Source organism: Afipia sp. GW822-FHT04G07 (assembly GCF_058800765.1).
The window spans coordinates 2,036,034-2,053,580 of record NZ_JBXAMP010000001.1 but is presented as its reverse complement, the minus strand read 5'-3'; the positions used below and the strand labels follow the sequence as shown (position 1 = coordinate 2,053,580).

Here is a 17,547-nt window from a genome sequence, read left to right as displayed (position 1 = left end):
ACTTGATTTCGATTTCCTCGGTAGCTAATCATGGCCGACCAAATTGGTCGACCAGTACTTTGGAGGAACCTTGAGGATCTCGGTCGAATCCGCCCTGCTTCAGTAGATATCAGGTTGAGGAAATTGAAGCATCTGAAACGCGCCAAATCCACCTAAAGAATTGATTTCCCAGCATGGATAGCTTTGAGACGGATCTGTTTGTCATAGGTGGCGGCTCGGGCGGCGTGCGCGCCGCGCGGATCGCCGCTGGCCATGGCGCCCGCGTCATGATCGCCGAGGAATATCGGATGGGCGGCACTTGCGTCATTCGCGGGTGCGTACCGAAGAAGCTATTCGCCTACGCCTCGCATTTCAGCCACGACATCGCGGATGCCGCGGGCTTCGGCTGGACCGTTCCGCCGGCGACGTTCGACTGGGCCACCCTGATCGCCAACAAAGACAAGGAGATCGCCCGGCTGGAAGCGGCCTACACCACCAACGTGGAGAAATCTGGCGTGCAGGTGATCAAGTCGCGCGCCGTGTTCGAGGACCCGCATACGCTGGTGCTCGACGGCGGCAGGAGGGTGCGCTCGAAGTATATCCTGATCGCCACGGGCGGCGCACCGAACCACGGCAAGGCCATTCCCGGCATCGAGCATGTCATCTCATCGAACGAAGCATTTCATCTACCCGAATTGCCGAAGCGTATCCTGATCCAGGGCGGTGGCTATATCGCGCTGGAGTTTGCGTGCATCTTCTCGGGCCTGGGTTCCCTCGTGACTGTGGTCTATCGCGGCGACAACATCCTGCGTGGCTTCGACGACGACGTCCGCGCCCATGTCCGCGATGAGATGGAGAAGAACGGCATTACCATCCTGACCGGTTGCACGGTCGACGGGATTGAGAAGCACGACGATTGGTACACGTCGCACCTGTCGAATGGCTCCAGCATCGCGTCCGACAAGGTGATGTTCGCCATCGGCCGTCACCCCGCCGTCGCAAATCTCGGGCTGGAGAAAGCCGGCGTCGCCATCAACCCGGATAACGGAGGCATCGTCGTCAACGAAGCCTCGCAGAGCTCGGTGCCACATATCTATGCGGTCGGCGACGTCACCCATCGCTTCAATCTGACGCCGGTAGCGATCCGTGAGGGCCACGCTTTCGCCGATACGGTTTTCGGCAAGCGGGCGGTCAAGGTCGATCACATCGATATTCCGACCGCCGTGTTCACGCAGCCCCAGGTCGGCACCGTGGGCCTCACCGAGGCGCAGGCGCGGGCGCAGTTCGCTATCGTTGATGTCTACAAGGCGGCGTTCCGCCCGTTGAAGGCGACGCTGTCCGGCAGCGAGTCGCGGGTGTTGATGAAACTGGTGGTTGACGCGGGGAGCGACCGCGTCGTGGGTTGCCATATCGTTGGATCGGACGCGGCCGAATTGGTTCAGGTCATCGCCATTGCCGTAAAGATGAAGGCTACCAAGGCGGACTTCGACGCCACTATGGCGCTGCACCCGACCTCCGCCGAGGAACTGGTGACTATGCGTACCCGCACTGCACGTTACGTGCGCGACGCGGCGGCTTAGAAAGCTCAATTTCGATCGATTGTGCAAATTCAGGCCGTTGGCGCGCGCGTTATGCGGCGCCGCTCAAAACGCACTTGACAATACGATTGTGATCATACCAAACTGGTCCTACCAGTATCGGTGAAAATCCAGCAACAGACTAACCTCGCCATCCGCAGCCGCTTGTAGTCGAGGAGCTGGATGCGGAAGTTCTGGCGAAGAAGATTGGGCCCACCATGGAAGTGGATTATTTGACTAGCCTGCCGCGACGCATCCACCTCATTGTGGATGAGGGGGCCAAAGCAGGAGCATCCCGGCCGGCTCTTACTGACGAGCGGGGCATCGTTTGGTCCTATCGGAGACTGATCGATACGATCGAGGCCGTTGCAGGTGACTTGGCGCGTCTAGGGATCCGTCCCGGTGATCGGGTCATGGTGGTGGGCGAGAACTCAATCGGCGCCATCGTCCTGATGTATGCGGCGAGCCGGCTTGATGCATGGGCAGTGATGACGAGCGCACGGCTCGGCCCGCACGAACTGGACGCCATTGAGGGTGATTGCAAGCCCAGACGCGTATTCTATACGCATGGAATATCGGCGGAAGCAGATGCTGCGGCGTGCCGGCGCGGCGCGGAAGCCGAAGCGTTCACGGGGATTGGAGCGATCAAGGTCGGTAAGTTGGAGGCGAGCGCCGTTCCCGAGGAGGTCTATGAGGATCCCGCCCGTCAGGTTGCAGTTCTCATCTACACGACGGGGACTACCGGTCGCCCGAAGGGAGTGATGCTCAGTCATCGCAACCTCGCTTACGTGGCGGGCCGGGGCAAAAGAACCAACACGCTCTTTCCCGAGGACGTCACGCTTTGCGTTATGCCGATCTCTCATTCGTACGGGTTGACGTTGCTGCAAGGTATGTTGTTTGTCGGCGCACACCTGCGGATCATGCCGAGGTTCTCTCTCACGCAAGCAATCGACGCCGTCGTGAATGGTTCGTTGACCGCCTTCAATGCCGTCCCTGCGATGTTGTCGCGGATCATCGCTTACGTCGATCAGAACAATATCAAGCTCACGCCCAATAACCTTCGTTATGTCTATACCGGAACGGCACCGCTCGATCTGTCTCTGCGACAGAGCGTCGAGCGAGTGTTCGGCGTGGTGCTTCATAATGGTTACGGGCTGACCGAGACGTCTCCGACCATCAGTCGGACGCTGTATGCCATGGGAAGCAACGAAATCAACATCGGACCGCCAATCCCGGGAATCGAAACCAAGATCGTCGGACCTGATGGGCGGGAAGTACCCGATGGCGAAGCGGGCGAACTGCTCGTTCGCGGGCCCAACGTGATGTTGGGGTATTATGGTCAGCCGGACATGACCGCGGAGGCGATCGATCGCGAAGGATATTTGAAAACCGGAGATATCGTCAGCCGGTCGCCGGGCGGCGAACTGGTGGTCCAAGGCCGGTCGAAGGAGCTAATTATCAGGTCCGGCTTCAACGTCTATCCGCCCGAAATCGAGGCTGTCCTCAATTCTCATCCGGCGGTTCTCAATTCCGCGGTAGTCGGGCGATCAATCGAGGGCAACGAGGAAATCATCGCTTTCGTTGAGCCGACCCCTGGAAGCACCATCGAAGTGGCCGAACTGCTCGCGCTCGTGGAGCGGCAGCTCGCACCATACAAGAAGCCGCAGCAGATCATTGTCTTGCCGCAACTTCCGGTAGCCCCGAACGGGAAGATTAGAAAGCACGACTTGAAAAAGCGCGCCGAGGAGTCGCTGTCAGCGGCTACCTCAGTTTAACGAATTATAGACCGGACGGACGGAAATGGTGACAAGTCGCGAGCAGATGTACCCCGATACAAAGTTGTTCATCGATGGATCCTGGCGCGATGGAACGAGCGGAAAGGTCGAGCCCATCCTGAATCCGGCGACGGGAAAATTGATCGGAACAGTTGCGCACGCGTCTATCCCCGATCTCGACGACGCACTTGAATCGGCCGTGCGCGGGTTCGAATTGTGGCGGAGGACGTCTTCCTTCGAGCGATACAAATTGATGCGTGGGGCTGCCGAAAAGCTCCGCGAGCGAGCCGCCTCAATCGCGCGTATCATGACGCTCGAGCAAGGCAAGCCGCTGGGCGAGGCGAAGATGGAGGTGTTGCTCGGCGCAGACATCATCGACTGGTTCGCGGAGGAGGCGCGTCGATCCTACGGTCGGACCATTCCGTCACGTTCCGGCGCCGTACAGCAGGTCGTGATCCGCGAGCCAGTTGGGCCTGTCGCCGCCTTCACGCCGTGGAATTTTCCGATCAACCAAGCCGTCAGAAAGATATCAGCTGCGATGGCGGCCGGGTGCTCCGTGATTCTGAAGGGACCCGAAGAAACGCCGGCAAGTTGTGCAGCTCTGGTCAATGCTTATGTCGATGCCGGCTTGCCCTCCGGTGTCCTCAATCTCGTTTTCGGTGTGCCGTCCGACATATCGGAATACTTGATTGCCCACCCTGTCATTCGCAAGATTTCGTTCACGGGTTCGACGCCAGTCGGGAAGCGGCTTGCGGCTCTCGCTGGAAGTCACATGAAGCGCGTTACGATGGAGCTAGGTGGACATGCGCCTGCGCTAGTCTTCGAGGACGCAGATGTCAAACAAGCGGCAAAATTGCTGTCCGCGGCAAAGTTCAGGAATGCCGGCCAGGTTTGTGTTTCTCCGACCCGGTTCATGGTCCATGAACGGGTCTACGACGACTTCGTTGAACAATTCACCGCTGCTGCCAAAGCTCTCGTCGTCGGGGACGGCCTCGACGAAGCGACCCAAATGGGACCACTAGCTAATCTCCGTCGAGTCGAGGCGATGGACGCGCTGGTCTCGGACGCCGTTCAGCGCGGCGCGCGCATCCGGACAGGTGGAAGGCGCCTGCGCAACGATGGCTTCTTCTTTCAACCGACGGTTCTGACGGACGTGCCTCTGGACTCGCGCATTATGAACGAGGAGCCATTCGGCCCTGTTGTGCCAATCGCGTCGTTCTCGACATTCGAGGATGCCATGGTCGAAGCGAATCGGCTCCCTTATGGCCTTGCTGCATATGCGTATACGAAGTCAGCGGCGACGATCGGCGCGCTCGGCTCGATCGTGGAGAGTGGAATGGTGTCGATCAACCACCAAGGCCTTGCCTTACCGGAGACTCCCTTCGGAGGAATCAAGGACTCCGGATACGGTTCGGAAGGTGGTACAGAAGCGATGGACGCGTATCTCAACACTAAGTTCCTGACCCAGATGCACGGTTAGCATGCGCGATCGGCAATGCTGATACGCCGTCGCGGAGCATGCGTCGCGCAGGTCAAACCTCGCGACGGTCCTTCGCCGCGCCAGACTCTAGGGCCCAAAGATCCAACGCCTAAAGCGAGTTAGCGAAGTGTTGTTGACCATCGACCGCGTTCAGATCGCGACGCCGGATGCCAAAAGTGCCGCGGAGATGTGGCGTCGCCGATTGGGGGCGGAACAAGTCTCTGCGGATCGGGTCCGGGGATTGGGCGCCAAACGAGTGACATTGCGTGCCGGGACCGGCGAGATTGAGTTGTTGGAGCCGGAAGGCAACGGCGTTGTCGCGGACGAACTGGCAAGACGCGGGCGATCTCATCTATTCGGCGCCGGCGCGACCTCACTCGACCCGCGTGCACTGGTGCATCATGCCACGTCGGTCGGAGTTGAGCATCAGCACGAAAATGGCCAGGATTTTCTCCGGTTCGAAATCGAGGGGAAGCCGGTCCATTTCGTAATCTCTCCCCCGCGTACGGTGGAGCCGACCGGCGGGATTGATTTCCTTTATGAGGTGACTTTGCTCGCGGCCGACCAGGCAGCCGCGGTAACGCGCTTCGCCGAAGTCTTTCGTCTTGATACACGGAATTTCGTGACGATTACCTCGGAGCTCTTTGGCTATACGGGCGTCCTCACTCTCTTCGCGCCTGATCGCCTCGACCGATTTGAAGTCATCACGCCGACGGACTTCACCAAGACGCTCGGCAGGTATCACGCCCGCCAAGGCTCGTCTTTCTATATGGCGTATGCCGAAAGCCGAGAGATCGGTCGCATCGAAAGATCGGCGAAGGCGGACGACGTGGGACACACGCTGGATCCGCGCGAGGAGAAGCGGAGCGGTCGAGATCCGGAGCAACTCTGGCTTCATCCTCCGGCCCTTGGCGGAATGATGCTAGGGCTATCGCGGCCGACGCTTGGTTGGCGCTGGTCGGGCCACCCTGAGAGGGTCGTGGCGTTAGTGCAATAGAAGCTCGATGGTGGATGCGTCGGGCTTATGTCGATTGCATCAGGCCGCGACTGACCCATCGGAAAAATATCCGATGACGAGGATACGATGAGCAAAATTAGGTTCACCGAACCAAATCGAGAAATCCTCGCGCGCCGAGATTCAATCATAAACGATCTAACCCGCCTTGTTGACCCCGCTGGGCTAATAACGTCGACGGACGAGTGTCGGGCTTATGAGACAGATGCGTTGACGGCCTATCGCAAGATGCCGCTCGCCGTCGTCCTACCGAAGACGACCGAAGAGGTGAGTGCCGTTTTGAAATACTGTCACGACACCGGCGTCAAGGTCGTGCCGCGCGGCGCAGGTACGTCTCTCGCCGGCGGGGCAATTCCGAGTGAAGACGCCGTCGTTCTCGGACTTTCAAAGATGAATCGGGTGCTCGCGGTCAACTACGATGACCGCTTCATCCGCGTCGAAGCGGGAGTCACAAATTTGAGCGTAACGGCGGTGGTGGCGGAGAACGGCTTCTTCTATGCGCCAGACCCTTCCTCTCAACTTGCCTGCACGATCGGAGGCAACATTGCCAACAACTCCGGAGGCGCGCATTGCCTGAAGTATGGAGTCACGACCAATAACCTCCTCGGCGTAAGGATGGTACTGATCGATGGATCGATCATCGATCTCGGCGGTGACTATCTCGATAGCGCTGGACTCGATCTGCTGGGCCTGGTCGTCGGCTCCGAGGGGCAGCTCGGGATAGTGACCGAAGCGACCCTCCGAATTCTGAAATCGGCCGAGGGAGCGCGCCCGGTTCTGTTCGGTTTCCCGTCTTGCGAGGGAGCGGGCAAGGCGGTTGCGGACGTCATTGCCGCCGGTATCATTCCCGTAGCCATCGAATACATGGACAAGGCCGCCATCGAGATCTGCGAGGCCTTCGCCAAGGCCGGCTATCCGCTCGATGTCGAGGCCCTTCTGATTGTAGAGGTCGAAGGGTCCGACGCCGAGATGGACGCGACGCTGGCGGACATCACCGCCATCGCTCGTGCGAATGGTGCGACGACAGTGCGCGAGAGCAGGTCGGCAATTGAGACGGCGGCAATCTGGAAGGGGCGGAAGTCGGCTTTCGGTGCGACCGGGCGAGTCGCTGACTATTTGTGCATGGACGGCACGGTGCCGACCGGCAAGCTGTCGTACGTTTTGGCGGAGATCTCCAAGATCGTACAGCGACACGGATTGCGTGTCGCGAATGTTTTCCATGCCGGTGACGGCAACATGCATCCGCTCATCCTCTACAACGCGAACGATCCGTCGCAGCAGTCGAAGGCGGAAGCAGCGGGAGATGACATTCTCAGGCTCTGCGTTGAAGTTGGTGGGTGCCTGACGGGCGAGCACGGTGTCGGTATCGAGAAGCGTGATCTAATGCGCTGCCAGTTTGACGATGCCGATCTGGCTCAACAGATTCGGGTGCGCGCCGCGTTCGATCCGCGATGGCTGCTCAATACGGATAAGGTGTTTCCCCTCGATTTTCGATGTCAAGGTTAGGGTGACGGGAGTGTGATGACCGATTGCTATAAGCCGCGCGACGAGTGCGGACTGTCGTCTGCCATCAAGGATGCGGCTACAGCAAAGATGCCTCTCGTCGTGCGCGGCGCCGGCTCCAAGTCGGCGATGGGCCGACCGCTGGGTGGATACGCTATGCCTCTAACGACCGAGCGCATGCGCGGAGTTTCACTTTATGAGCCGACAGAGCTCGTCATCGGTGCTTTGCCTGGAACGCCGGTTTCCGAAATCGATCGGATGCTCGCCAAGCACAACCAGATGCTTCCGTTCGAGCCGATGGATCATCGTGTGTTGTTCGGGACGAGCGCAGAGCCGACAATCGGAGGTATTGTCGCCGGGAATGTTTCGGGTCCGCGTCGTGTCGCGGTCGGAGCTTGTCGCGACAGCCTGATCGGCGTTCGCTTGGTCACGGGCCGCGGAGACATCGTGAAATCCGGCGGGCGCGTGATGAAGAATGTCACCGGGCTCGATTTGGTCAAGCTGACCTGCGGTGCGTGGGGCACGCTCGGCGTTTTGAGCGAAGCCATCTTCAAGGTGTTGCCGAAGCCGGCGCGTTCCCTATCGCTGGGATTGCGCGGCTTGGACGACATGACAGCGATTTCGGCGCTAACCGCAGCGCTCGGGTCGACTTTCGCGGTCTCGGCGGCGGCGCATATCCCGGCGAGTATTGGGTCGGACTCGACTACGATCGTTCGACTAGAGGGGTCCGAGGGCTCGGTAGCCTACGGATCCCGCGAACTTGCCAGGCTCTGGTGCTCCTTTGGGCTGCCCGACCTGATCGAAGGGGATGAAAGCGCAAACTTTTGGTTGCGCATCCGCGACGCGCACTGGCTGGCTCAGCCAATGGATCGTTCCATTTGGCGGTTGTCCTTGGCCCCCTCCAAAGCGCCGCGTGCTCTTGCTGACATCCGGCGAAAACTCGGCGTGCGGTATTTCTACGACTGGGGCGGTGGTCTCGTGTGGCTCGCGGTCGTGGGCGCTGACGATGCGGGAGCGTCGGTCGTTCGGGAAGCTATGGTCAATACCGGTGGGCACGCCACACTCGTACGGGCTTCATCGGAGATTCGCCGCAGGATCGATGTGTTCGAGCCGCTTCCTCCTGCGGTGCTCAAGTTGACGCAGGAAATCAAGAAATCTTTCGATCCTGACCGCGTTCTAAATTTCGGCAGGATGTACGCCGGTATCTGAGGCGAGGCGGACTGGTATGCAAACAAACTTCTCGCTGACGGCCTTGGCCGATGCACATGTAAGCGAGTCAGAAAAAATCCTCCGTGCCTGTGTGCATTGCGGCTTTTGTACTGCGACATGCCCGACATATCTGCTTCTTGGTGACGAAGCGGACAGTCCGCGCGGGCGCATCTATCTGATCAAGGACATGTTGGAGGAGGAAAAGCCGGCGACCCCTCAGGTCGTCGAGCATATCGATCGATGTCTGACGTGTCTTTCCTGCATGACGACCTGTCCGTCCGGCGTGCACTACATGCACCTGGTCGATCACGCGCGAGCCCATATCGCCCGAACCTATACGCGTCCTCTGCCTGATCGGTTGCTTCGAGGCATGTTGGCGAAGGTGCTGCCGTTTCCGGGCCGACTTAGGTTGGCTTTACGCGTGGCTACCGTGAGCAGGCCGATCAGAAAGTGGCTCGCCAATCTTCCCGGCGGCGCGCAACTCGCCGCGATGATTGAACTTTCGTCGTCATTCAAGCGAAGAAGGCCGACCCGAAGGTTACCGGGCGCGACCGTCGATAGGCCGCGCGGTCGGGTTGCGCTTCTGAGCGGATGTGCCCAGCAGGTCCTCGGCCAGAACATCAACGAGGCTGCAATCCGGTTGTTGACGCGTCACGGTATCGAAGTAGTTCAACCGATCGACGAAGGGTGCTGCGGAGCTCTCGTGCAGCACTTGGGATACGAAAGTCGGGCGCTGGATGCGGCTCGACACAACGTGGATGTATGGACACGCGAAATCGAGAACGGCGGCCTCGACGCCATCGTGGTTACGACGTCCGGTTGCGGAACGGTCATTAAAGATTATGGCTTCCTACTTCGCAACGATAACGCCTACGCTCAGAAAGCCGTACGGATCTCGGCTCTAGCGCGGGACATCACAGAATTCTTGCATGAATTACCGCTTCAAGACGGTGTTCGGACTACCGGCCAGGTCGTGGCTTACCATTCGGCATGCTCGATGCAGCATGGACAGCAGGTTAGAGATCAGCCGAAGTCACTTTTGAGGCGAATGGGGTTTGTAGTGAGAGAAGTACCGGAAGGCCACATATGTTGCGGCTCCGCCGGAACATACAACGTACTGCAGCCTGAGATCGCCAATCGACTGCGCGCACGAAAGGTCACCAACATTGAGAAGGTCAAACCGCAAATCATTGCGAGTGGAAATCTCGGCTGCATAACGCAGATTGGTGCTGGAACACGCATTCCAGTCGTCCACACGGTGGAGTTGGTCGATTGGGCGATGGGCGGCCCGTTGCCTGACGTCCTAAAGGGGTGCTTGGGCTAGGTGCGGACAAGCGACCGCTCTGACGTCCTAGTTTGGATTGCCATTTCCGTCCATCGCGGCTTCGATTGCCTTATTGGCTGCTGTCTCATCATACAGATGGCAGGCGATCTGCCGATTGCCGTGCAACCGCAGCGGCGGAATTTCGCGGCTGCAGACCGGCATGGCGGACTGACAGCGAGGGTGAAATGGACAGCCGGGCGGGGGGGTGGCGACGCTCGGCACCTCGCCCTGAAGGAGCACGTGATCGCGGGCGCGCTCGATTTGCGGGTCCGGCACCGCTACCGCATCGAGAAGAATGCGCGTGTAGGGATGGAGCGGTTCGCCGTAGAGGTCGTCGCGCGTCGCGATCTCGACGATGCGTCCGAGATACATCACTGCGACCCGATCGCTCATGTGTCGGACGACGCCGAGGTCGTGCGAGATGAACAGATAGGACAAGCCGAACTGCTCCTTGAGGTCGGAAAACAAGTTCAGAACCTGGGCCTGCACTGAGACGTCGAGAGCTGAGACCGGCTCATCACAGATGAGCAGTTTCGGACGCAGTGACAGGGCGCGCGCGATGGCGACCCGCTGACGCTGGCCGCCGCTGAGTTGGTGCGGATAGCGGTCGAGGAAGCGAGTACCCATTCCGACCGTATCTAGGAGTTCGGCAGCCTTCGCGCGGCGCTCGTGGCCCGATCTGCCGACGCCCTGAATCGCCATCGGTTCGGCGATCAGGTCGGCGATTGTCATGCGGGGATTTAGCGACCCGAACGGATCCTGGTAGATGATCTGCATCTCACGCCTTAGCGGTCGCATCTGGCGATGACTGAAGCCCGTGATATCGCGTCCGTCGAACACGACCCGGCCGCCGCTCGGCGGCGTCAGTTGTAGTATGGCCATGGCCGTGGTGGATTTGCCGCAACCGCTTTCGCCGACGAGCGAGAGAGTTTCGCCGCGCTGGAGTGTGAGGGATATGCCCTTGACAGCTCGAACGGAGGGGGCGCCCGTTACGCCGAAAGAGGTTGTGCTTGCATAGTCGACGCACAGGTCCGAGACCTCGAGAATATTCGTTGCTACGTCGTTCATAGCGGATTCCAGCACGCGAACAGATGGCCGTTCCGTGTGCGTTCGTCGCCGCTAAGCGGAGGGCGTTCGTCGCACCGTTCGGTCCGACGTGGGCAGCGCGGTGCGAAGGCGCAGCCCCCGGTTCCGTCGGAGGGGGCGGGTGGCTGCCCAGCGATCGACTCGAGCCGATGAGCGATCGGACCGACGATCTTGGGCACGGAGGCGAGGAGGGCGTGCGTATAAGGATGGCGCCCATCGCGATAGAGGTCGTCGGCCGCCGCTGTCTCGACGATGCGGCCGGCATACATCACGTTGACCCAGTCGGCGTAGCGCGCCACGACGCCGAGATCGTGCGTGATGAGAAGCAGCGCCCCGCCCAATCCGCGGGTAAGGTCAGTGAGAAGCGTCAAAATCTGCGCCTGCACGGTGACGTCGAGTGCTGTCGTCGGCTCGTCCGCGATGATGAGTCTTGGCTCGCAGGAGATCGCGATAGCAACCATGACACGCTGGCGCATACCCCCACTGAGCTGGTGAGGATAGGCCTCGGCTTTGGTCTCTGCATCCGGGATGCGGACCTTCTTGAGAAGGTAGATCGCCTGCGCTTTGGCGGCGCTCCAGGACATCCGGCGATGACGCACCAGCGGCTCGGCGATCTGGCGCCAGATGCGCAGGCTTGGGTTCAGCGCTGTCATCGGCTCCTGGAAAACGATGCCGACCTCGTTGCCTCGGATGTCCCTGATCTGTTTTGGTGACTGCGTCTGCATATCACGGCCGGAGAGGCGTATTTCGCCGGCCGTGATCTTGATCGGTGGCATTGGCAGTAGATGGGTGAGCGACATCGCGGTGATGCTCTTGCCCGCGCCGCTTTCGCCTACGAGCGCCACGACCTGGCCTGAATAGGCCCGGAACGAAACGTCTGCGACAGCACTCAGCTCCGTCTTGCCCGACCAGATGCCCACGCAGAGCCCGCGTACATCCAGTATCGGGGGCCCCGACATTTCCAAAGTTCCGTGCATCGATCAGAAGCCCATCGACTTCTTTAGATCCTGATCGATCCAAGCGCGCGCCCAGACCGGCGCATCACGCCGAGCGGAGACCGAAATCTCACCATAGTAATTCTTGACCCACGGCCACCATACCGTGAACGAGCGCGGCCTGGGCAGAAACAGGAATGGCGCTCGCGCGGTCATCTCATTGGTGAGCGCGGCGACGCCCTTCTTGACCTTGTCCGGGTCCCTCTCCTGCTGGATGGTGTCGAGTGCCGCATCGACCTTCGGGTCGTTGACGCGGGCCGAATTCCAGACGGAAGAGGACCGGTACAGTTTCTCGATTGAGGCCGTCGGATTGCTCATGCCTGCGAGATGCCAATAGCCGGGGCCGTGCTTGCCGGTGGTCATCAGACTGAGAAACGCTCCATACTCCTTTGGCTCGATGGTCATCTTTACGCCGATTGCCGACAGATATCCGGCTACAATCTGCGCTTTCTTTAGCTGCTCAGGGAAGCTCGGAACCTGTGCCTTGAACTCGAAACCATTCGCAAGACCCGCTTCGGCGAGGAGCTTCTTGGCCTTGGCCGGATCGTACTGGAGAACCTCCCGGGCATCGTTCGGCATCTTTTCGGGCGGCGTGAAATAGCCTTCCCAAGTTTCGTCCATCGGCAGGTGCGGAAAGTCGGCGTGGCCGCCATAGATCTGCTTCGAGATGGCGGCCCGGTCGACCGCGAGATTCAAGGCGAGACGCACCTTCGGGTTGTCGAAGGGTGGTGCATCGACCCGCATTGCCAGTGCCTCACCCGCATAGTCGGGGTGTTCGATGACTTTGATTTTATCTTGGATCGGCGCCAGTGACTTGAGTTCGTCCCAGTTGATATTCGCCATGACATCGATCTTGCCGGTGCGGAAGGCGGCTAGGCGTGTCTGTGAATCCCCGATCGTCCGCATCACAAGGTTATCGACGAATGGGATCTTGTAAGGTTTGCCGTCGATCGTCTCGCGGTCCCAGTACTCCTTGTTAGCCTGATAATCCCCGAAGGCCCCGGCCTCATACCGCGTCAACCGGAAGGGACCCGTGCCGCAGGCATTCTGCCAGTTGCCAGCACCGCCGTTAGGGGCCTCCGTGATCTCTTTGGGATAGATGCCGGCGTAATAGCCGTAGCCGAGGCGGTACTTCCACTCCGAGTTGTACTCCTTCAGGAAGAAGGTCACCTGGTGCGGTCCCGTCTCCTCGGCCCTGTCGATGAAGGAAAAATAGACTTTGTTCGCCTTCGGACTAGCGACGAGACGGTTATACGCGAACACGACGTCTTTGGCGGTAAAGTCGCGCGCTTCCATGATGCCTTTGCAGGCCTGCCATTTCACGTTCTTGCGCAGGTTGATAACGATCGAGAGCGGTTTGTCGACGACCTCCCAGCTCTCTGCGAGTTCGCCGCGCAGCACGTCGTCGCTGAGCCAGGCCTCGCTGAAAAAGTTGTTCTTCCCGCCGCCACGTACGCCTTTGCTTAGATCGCCCACCATCAACTGCTCCATGTAGGGCCCAGCATCGATAGAGACCTTCCAGTTCCAGTCGGCGGGATCCCACGACAACGCCGCAATCCCCGGGGAGTAAGGAACGATGGTCAGCGTGCCACCGTATTTGGGTTCCTGGGCGCTCACGGCTTGGGTCGCAATCACAGTCCCGAGCGCGATAACCGCCATAGTTCCGAGATGTCGGCCTACCATTCCTTGCTCCTCCTTAGTGTTATGGTTTTTCGCTCAATTGCGCACTATTCCGCGTGGATCGAGAAGATCGCGGAGAGAGTCTCCGAAGATGTTCACGCAAAAAACGATCAGAGTTATCGCGAGGCCAGGGGCCGCGACCATCCAGACGTTCTCGAACATGTAAGGGCGGGCATCGCTCAGCATACGGCCCCACGCGGGTGCGGGCGGTGGCACACCAAGACCAAGGAAGCTGAGACTCGATTCGGCCAGGATCACGCCGCCGAGGCGCGTGGTGTAAAGCACGATGAGGGGCGCGGCGATCGTCGGCAGGATGTGCCGGAGAATAATGTGCCAGTTACCGGCGCCGAAGGAATGGCCCGCCTGCACGTACAGTTGCTCGCGCGCCGACAGGACCGCGCCGCGTACGATGCGCGAACCGGCAACGCCGTAGAGGATGCCGAGGAGGGCGATGATCTGCACGATCCCGGGGCCGAGAACCGCGACGCCCGCGATCAGCACGATTAGGTCGGGAAAGCTCTGCCAGGTATCGACGAACCGCTGAACCAGGGCATCGAGACGTCCGCCGAAATACCCGGACAGAACCCCGAGCGTGACCGATAGGGCGAGCGATAGCAGCGCGGCGGTGATACAGACGATAACGGAAGTACGGGCTCCATAGATGATGCGGCTGAGGATGTCGCGTCCGAGTTCGTCTGTGCCGAGGTGGTGCGACCAGGACGGCCCTTGCATCAGCGATGTAAGGTCGATCGCGTCGAAGTCGTACGGTGCGATCCAAGGTGCCAAGAGTGCGCAGACCACGATCGCGGCGAGAAGGCCGGCGCAAACCGTTCCGAGGATATCCTGCTTAAAAAGGCGACTGAAGAAAGTCCTGACGGGTGCTGCCCAAGCGCCTCGCCCGGGACCTGTTTCGATCTTCAGAGGTGACTCGATAGTCATGCGTTCAGCCCTGACGAATCTTGGGATCTAGGAGGGCGTAGCTGATGTCGACGAGCAGGTTGATCGTCATTACGCCGACGCCCACGAGAAGAAAGATGCCCGTAATGACCGGATAGTCCCGCTGCGACACCGCCATCAGGAGTAGTTGGCCCATACCGGAGATCACGAAGATCTGCTCAATCACGACCGCGCCACCGATCAGCAGGGGCAACTGCAACCCGACGATGGTTATGACCGGCAGAAGCGCGTTTTTGAGGACATGGCGCAGGACGACCGTCCGCTCGTCGAGACCCTTGCTCCAAGCTGTACGGACATAATCCTGGCGCATGACTTCGAGGACCATGGTGCGGGTCATCCGCATCGTCACTCCCGACAAGGCGATGCCGAGGACGATGGCGGGCGGCACCATCTGGCGGAGGCTAAGGAGGGGATCGTCGGTCAGCCGAACATATTGCACGGTCGGAGCGATCCCCCAGAGCATCGCCGGCACGACCACCACTAATGTCCCGAGCCAAAAAGGCGGGACGGACAGGGCCGTGATGGCAAAGACACGGCCGAGATAATCGACCGGCTTGTTTTGCCGGATCGCCGAGATGATCCCGACGGGCAGCGCGATCAAGAGCGCGAATATCATGGCCAGCACGCCTAGATACAGAGTAATCGGCATGCGCTCGGCGACGAGGCGGGTGACGCTATCTCCCGTCCAAAGCGAGCGACCGAAATCTCCGTGGAACACAATCGAGCTGATCCAGTGCCAATATTGTACAAGGACCGGCTGATCGAGCCCGAGTGCCTTGATAAGATCTTCGCGGGTCTGGACGCTGGCCGAGATGTCGTTCTGCGACATCATCATGTCGATCGTGTTTCCCGGTATCAGGCGAATGGCCGAGAACACAATAACGCTCGCTAACAGGAACGTCGGCACAAGGGCGACAAGGCGACGAATTAGATATCTCAGCATGACGCGGTCCATTGGAGGGCGCGCTCACCATGCAGATTGGCTTGGTCCGACAGCACCACGCTCTTGTCCCTCTCTATGTGAAAAAGGCCGCTGAACGCCCGCTCATCAAAAAATGAGGTGAGTTCTCTATTTGCAGATCAGTTGCAATCTGGCACATCCAATCTGGTCATACCATTCAAGCGTGCTCTTGGCGGCGGTGTCAAGGCGAATGTTGTCGCGGTGGCGTAGCTCCGGGGTGCTTATCTACTCCGAGAACCATTGACCGACCGAATTGGATATGCCAATTTGGTCGAACCAGATCGCGATGTCTACCAAAACGCATGCGCACCTGGATGGTTGATTTACGTCGAAAATCTCGAAGGAGAAGCGCTGTGGCGAAGGAAAAGAGTGGCTACTACGGCCAGCGAAGGAAGTTCTGGTCGTGGGGATATGAAGGTGAAGCTAATTCCAAGGACGAAATCCGAACCATGCGAGACCGCGTGGAGCAGCGGCTTGGAATTAAAGACATCGAAATTCTGTCAGACCCGACTCTGGACGAGATTGAACTTTATGCGTCGCGCATAAAGATCCCGCGAACGCTGGAGGATTTCTGTACCTCGGAAAAATGGGACAGAATTGTTCATACGTACGGTAAGGGTTTCAAGGACATGACCCTTATCTACCGGCGCGATTTCAAGAAGGCTCCGGACGTCGTGGCCTATCCGCGCGACGAAGAAGACATCGCTGCCATCTTCGACTGGTGCGGGGAAAATAGTTATGCATGCATCCCGTATGGCGGCGGATCGAGCGTCACCGGCGGCTTCTGGGGTCCCGAGCGCGACGCCTTTCCCGGGGTCGTCGTAATCGACTTGGGCAACCTCAACAAGATTCTCGAAGTCGACCCCGTGTCGCGCTGCGCGCGGATCCAGGCGGGCATTCTCGGTCCGGCTCTGGAAGAACAACTGAAGCCGCATGGCCTCACCTTGCGCCATATTCCGCAATCGTGGGAATTCTCATCGCTGGGCGGTTGGATCGCAACCCGCTCGTCCGGTCACTATGCGACCCATCTCACGCATATTGACGACATGGTGGAAAGCCTGCGCGTGGTCACCCCGGCGGGAACGATCCAGAACCGCCGCCTGCCAGGCTCGGGTGCGGGACCCAATCCGGATCGGCTGTTCATCGGGTCTGAGGGCTCGCTGGGCATCATCACCGATGCATGGATGCGTCTACAGGGGCGTGTGAAATTCCGTGCGAATGCGTCGATCTCCTTCAAGACGTTCTATCAGGGTGCCAAGGCCGTCCGTCAGATCACCCAAGCAGGACTGTTCCCGGCGAACTGTCGCTATCTGGACGAGCAGGACGCCAAATTCTACGGCGCTGGAGACGGCACCGATTCGGTCCTGTTGCTGGGCTTCGAATCCGCCGACCATCCGGTGGACGCGTGGCTGGAGCGTAGTCTCGAAATCTGCAAGGACTTCGGTGGCGTCGTGAAGCAACAGGCGGGAACTGCGGACAACGCGCTGGAGACCAGCCGTAGCGGGCCGCAGGGTAACTGGCGGCACCAGTTCAGATATCTGCCCCGGTTGATGCATACGCGCGCAGCGATGGGAATCGTCAGCTTCACGTTCGAAACTGCCTACACTTGGGATCGGTTCGAAGAAGTCGATACCGAGATCATGCGTCGCATCCGGAAGGCCCAGAAGGAAAATCTTGGCGGCGGCATCGTCTGCCGCAGGTTCTCCTTCCTGTATCCGGACGGCCCGGCTCCTTACTATTCGATCATGGCTCCTTCGACGCACGCCAACAGCCTTGAAGCCTATAAGATGCTCCACGACGTTGCGTCGGACGCGCTAATCGAACTCGGCGCAACCATCACGCACCACCATGCTGTCGGAAAATCGTTCCGTCCTTGGTACGACAAGGAAGTCGATCCGTTGTTCCGCCGTGTGCTGGCAGCCGCCAAGACCGAACTGGACCCGAAGTGGATGTTGAACCCTGGGCTGATCGTTGACAAGCCAGCAGGGCTCAAGATCGTCGGATAG

The 17,547-nt window shown here is 59.6% G+C and carries 13 protein-coding genes; 8 read left to right on the top strand and 5 right to left on the bottom strand.

The features are described 5' to 3' along the window. The first annotated feature begins 173 nt into the window (after positions 1-173). The 7 genes from gor (at position 174) to glcF (ending at position 9,862) form a co-directional block, all read left to right on the top strand. Positions 174-1,559 carry a glutathione-disulfide reductase gene (gor, locus tag AC1RKJ_RS10110; protein ID WP_006018750.1) on the top strand — a complete coding sequence of 462 codons (1,386 nt, stop codon included), beginning with the start codon at positions 174-176 and terminating at the stop codon, positions 1,557-1,559. 215 nt (positions 1,560-1,774) lie between these two features. Next, positions 1,775-3,331 (top strand): class I adenylate-forming enzyme family protein, encoded by a 1,557-nt coding sequence (locus tag AC1RKJ_RS10105; protein ID WP_006018751.1) that lies wholly within the window; start codon positions 1,775-1,777, stop codon positions 3,329-3,331. Positions 3,332-3,356: 25 nt separating this feature from the next. After that, positions 3,357-4,811 carry an NAD-dependent succinate-semialdehyde dehydrogenase gene (locus tag AC1RKJ_RS10100; protein ID WP_006018752.1) on the top strand — a complete coding sequence of 485 codons (1,455 nt, stop codon included), beginning with the start codon at positions 3,357-3,359 and terminating at the stop codon, positions 4,809-4,811. 127 nt (positions 4,812-4,938) lie between these two features. Next, a complete protein-coding gene (locus AC1RKJ_RS10095) occupies positions 4,939-5,808 on the top strand; it encodes a VOC family protein (protein WP_006018753.1) in 870 nt (289 codons plus the stop codon). A gap of 87 nt (positions 5,809-5,895) precedes the next feature. Beyond that, positions 5,896-7,332, top strand: coding sequence for an FAD-linked oxidase C-terminal domain-containing protein (locus AC1RKJ_RS10090; protein WP_006018754.1), 1,437 nt, complete (start codon positions 5,896-5,898; stop codon positions 7,330-7,332). Between the two features lie 15 nt (positions 7,333-7,347). Then, positions 7,348-8,538, top strand: a complete 1,191-nt coding sequence (gene glcE / locus AC1RKJ_RS10085) for a glycolate oxidase subunit GlcE (protein ID WP_006018755.1) — start codon at positions 7,348-7,350, stop codon at positions 8,536-8,538. A 16-nt stretch (positions 8,539-8,554) separates the two neighbouring features. After that, positions 8,555-9,862, top strand: coding sequence for a glycolate oxidase subunit GlcF (gene glcF / locus AC1RKJ_RS10080; RefSeq protein ID WP_006018756.1), 1,308 nt, complete (start codon positions 8,555-8,557; stop codon positions 9,860-9,862). A 27-nt stretch (positions 9,863-9,889) separates the two neighbouring features. Here glcF and AC1RKJ_RS10075 read toward each other — a convergent pair whose 3' ends face one another. Genes AC1RKJ_RS10075 through AC1RKJ_RS10055 form a run of 5 tightly spaced genes read right to left on the bottom strand, consistent with a single transcriptional unit; the run spans position 9,890 to position 15,535 of the window. Continuing rightward, positions 9,890-10,930, bottom strand: a complete 1,041-nt coding sequence (locus AC1RKJ_RS10075; RefSeq protein ID WP_006018757.1) for an ABC transporter ATP-binding protein — start codon at positions 10,928-10,930, stop codon at positions 9,890-9,892. After that, a complete protein-coding gene (locus AC1RKJ_RS10070; protein WP_237863167.1) occupies positions 10,927-11,868 on the bottom strand; it encodes an ABC transporter ATP-binding protein in 942 nt (313 codons plus the stop codon). Before AC1RKJ_RS10070 ends, AC1RKJ_RS10075 begins: the two co-directional genes overlap by 4 nt. A gap of 60 nt (positions 11,869-11,928) precedes the next feature. Continuing rightward, on the bottom strand, positions 11,929-13,602 hold the full coding sequence (locus AC1RKJ_RS10065) for an ABC transporter substrate-binding protein (protein WP_492790896.1): 1,674 nt from the start codon (positions 13,600-13,602) through the stop codon (positions 11,929-11,931). 57 nt (positions 13,603-13,659) lie between these two features. Continuing rightward, positions 13,660-14,562: an ABC transporter permease gene (locus AC1RKJ_RS10060; RefSeq protein ID WP_006018760.1), complete on the bottom strand. Its 903-nt coding sequence runs from the start codon at positions 14,560-14,562 to the stop codon at positions 13,660-13,662. Positions 14,563-14,566: 4 nt separating this feature from the next. Next, positions 14,567-15,535, bottom strand: a complete 969-nt coding sequence (locus AC1RKJ_RS10055; RefSeq protein ID WP_230551318.1) for an ABC transporter permease — start codon at positions 15,533-15,535, stop codon at positions 14,567-14,569. A 359-nt stretch (positions 15,536-15,894) separates the two neighbouring features. On the opposite strand from AC1RKJ_RS10055, the gene AC1RKJ_RS10050 reads away from it, so the two are divergent. Continuing rightward, positions 15,895-17,547: an FAD-binding oxidoreductase gene (locus tag AC1RKJ_RS10050; RefSeq protein WP_006018762.1), complete on the top strand. Its 1,653-nt coding sequence runs from the start codon at positions 15,895-15,897 to the stop codon at positions 17,545-17,547.

What these genes read in the sequence shown, in the direction of transcription:
- gor (WP_006018750.1), top strand. Translation starts at nt 174, where the DNA reads ATGGATAGCTTTGAGACGGATCTGTTTGTCATAGGTGGCGGCTCGGGC.
- AC1RKJ_RS10105 (WP_006018751.1), top strand. Translation starts at nt 1,775, where the DNA reads ATGGAAGTGGATTATTTGACTAGCCTGCCGCGACGCATCCACCTCATT.
- AC1RKJ_RS10100 (WP_006018752.1), top strand. Translation starts at nt 3,357, where the DNA reads ATGGTGACAAGTCGCGAGCAGATGTACCCCGATACAAAGTTGTTCATC.
- AC1RKJ_RS10090 (WP_006018754.1), top strand. Translation starts at nt 5,896, where the DNA reads ATGAGCAAAATTAGGTTCACCGAACCAAATCGAGAAATCCTCGCGCGC.
- glcE (WP_006018755.1), top strand. Translation starts at nt 7,348, where the DNA reads ATGACCGATTGCTATAAGCCGCGCGACGAGTGCGGACTGTCGTCTGCC.
- glcF (WP_006018756.1), top strand. Translation starts at nt 8,555, where the DNA reads ATGCAAACAAACTTCTCGCTGACGGCCTTGGCCGATGCACATGTAAGC.
- AC1RKJ_RS10075 (WP_006018757.1), bottom strand. Translation starts at nt 10,930, where the DNA reads ATGAACGACGTAGCAACGAATATTCTCGAGGTCTCGGACCTGTGCGTC.
- AC1RKJ_RS10065 (WP_492790896.1), bottom strand. Translation starts at nt 13,602, where the DNA reads ATGGCGGTTATCGCGCTCGGGACTGTGATTGCGACCCAAGCCGTGAGC.
- AC1RKJ_RS10060 (WP_006018760.1), bottom strand. Translation starts at nt 14,562, where the DNA reads ATGACTATCGAGTCACCTCTGAAGATCGAAACAGGTCCCGGGCGAGGC.
- AC1RKJ_RS10055 (WP_230551318.1), bottom strand. Translation starts at nt 15,535, where the DNA reads ATGGACCGCGTCATGCTGAGATATCTAATTCGTCGCCTTGTCGCCCTT.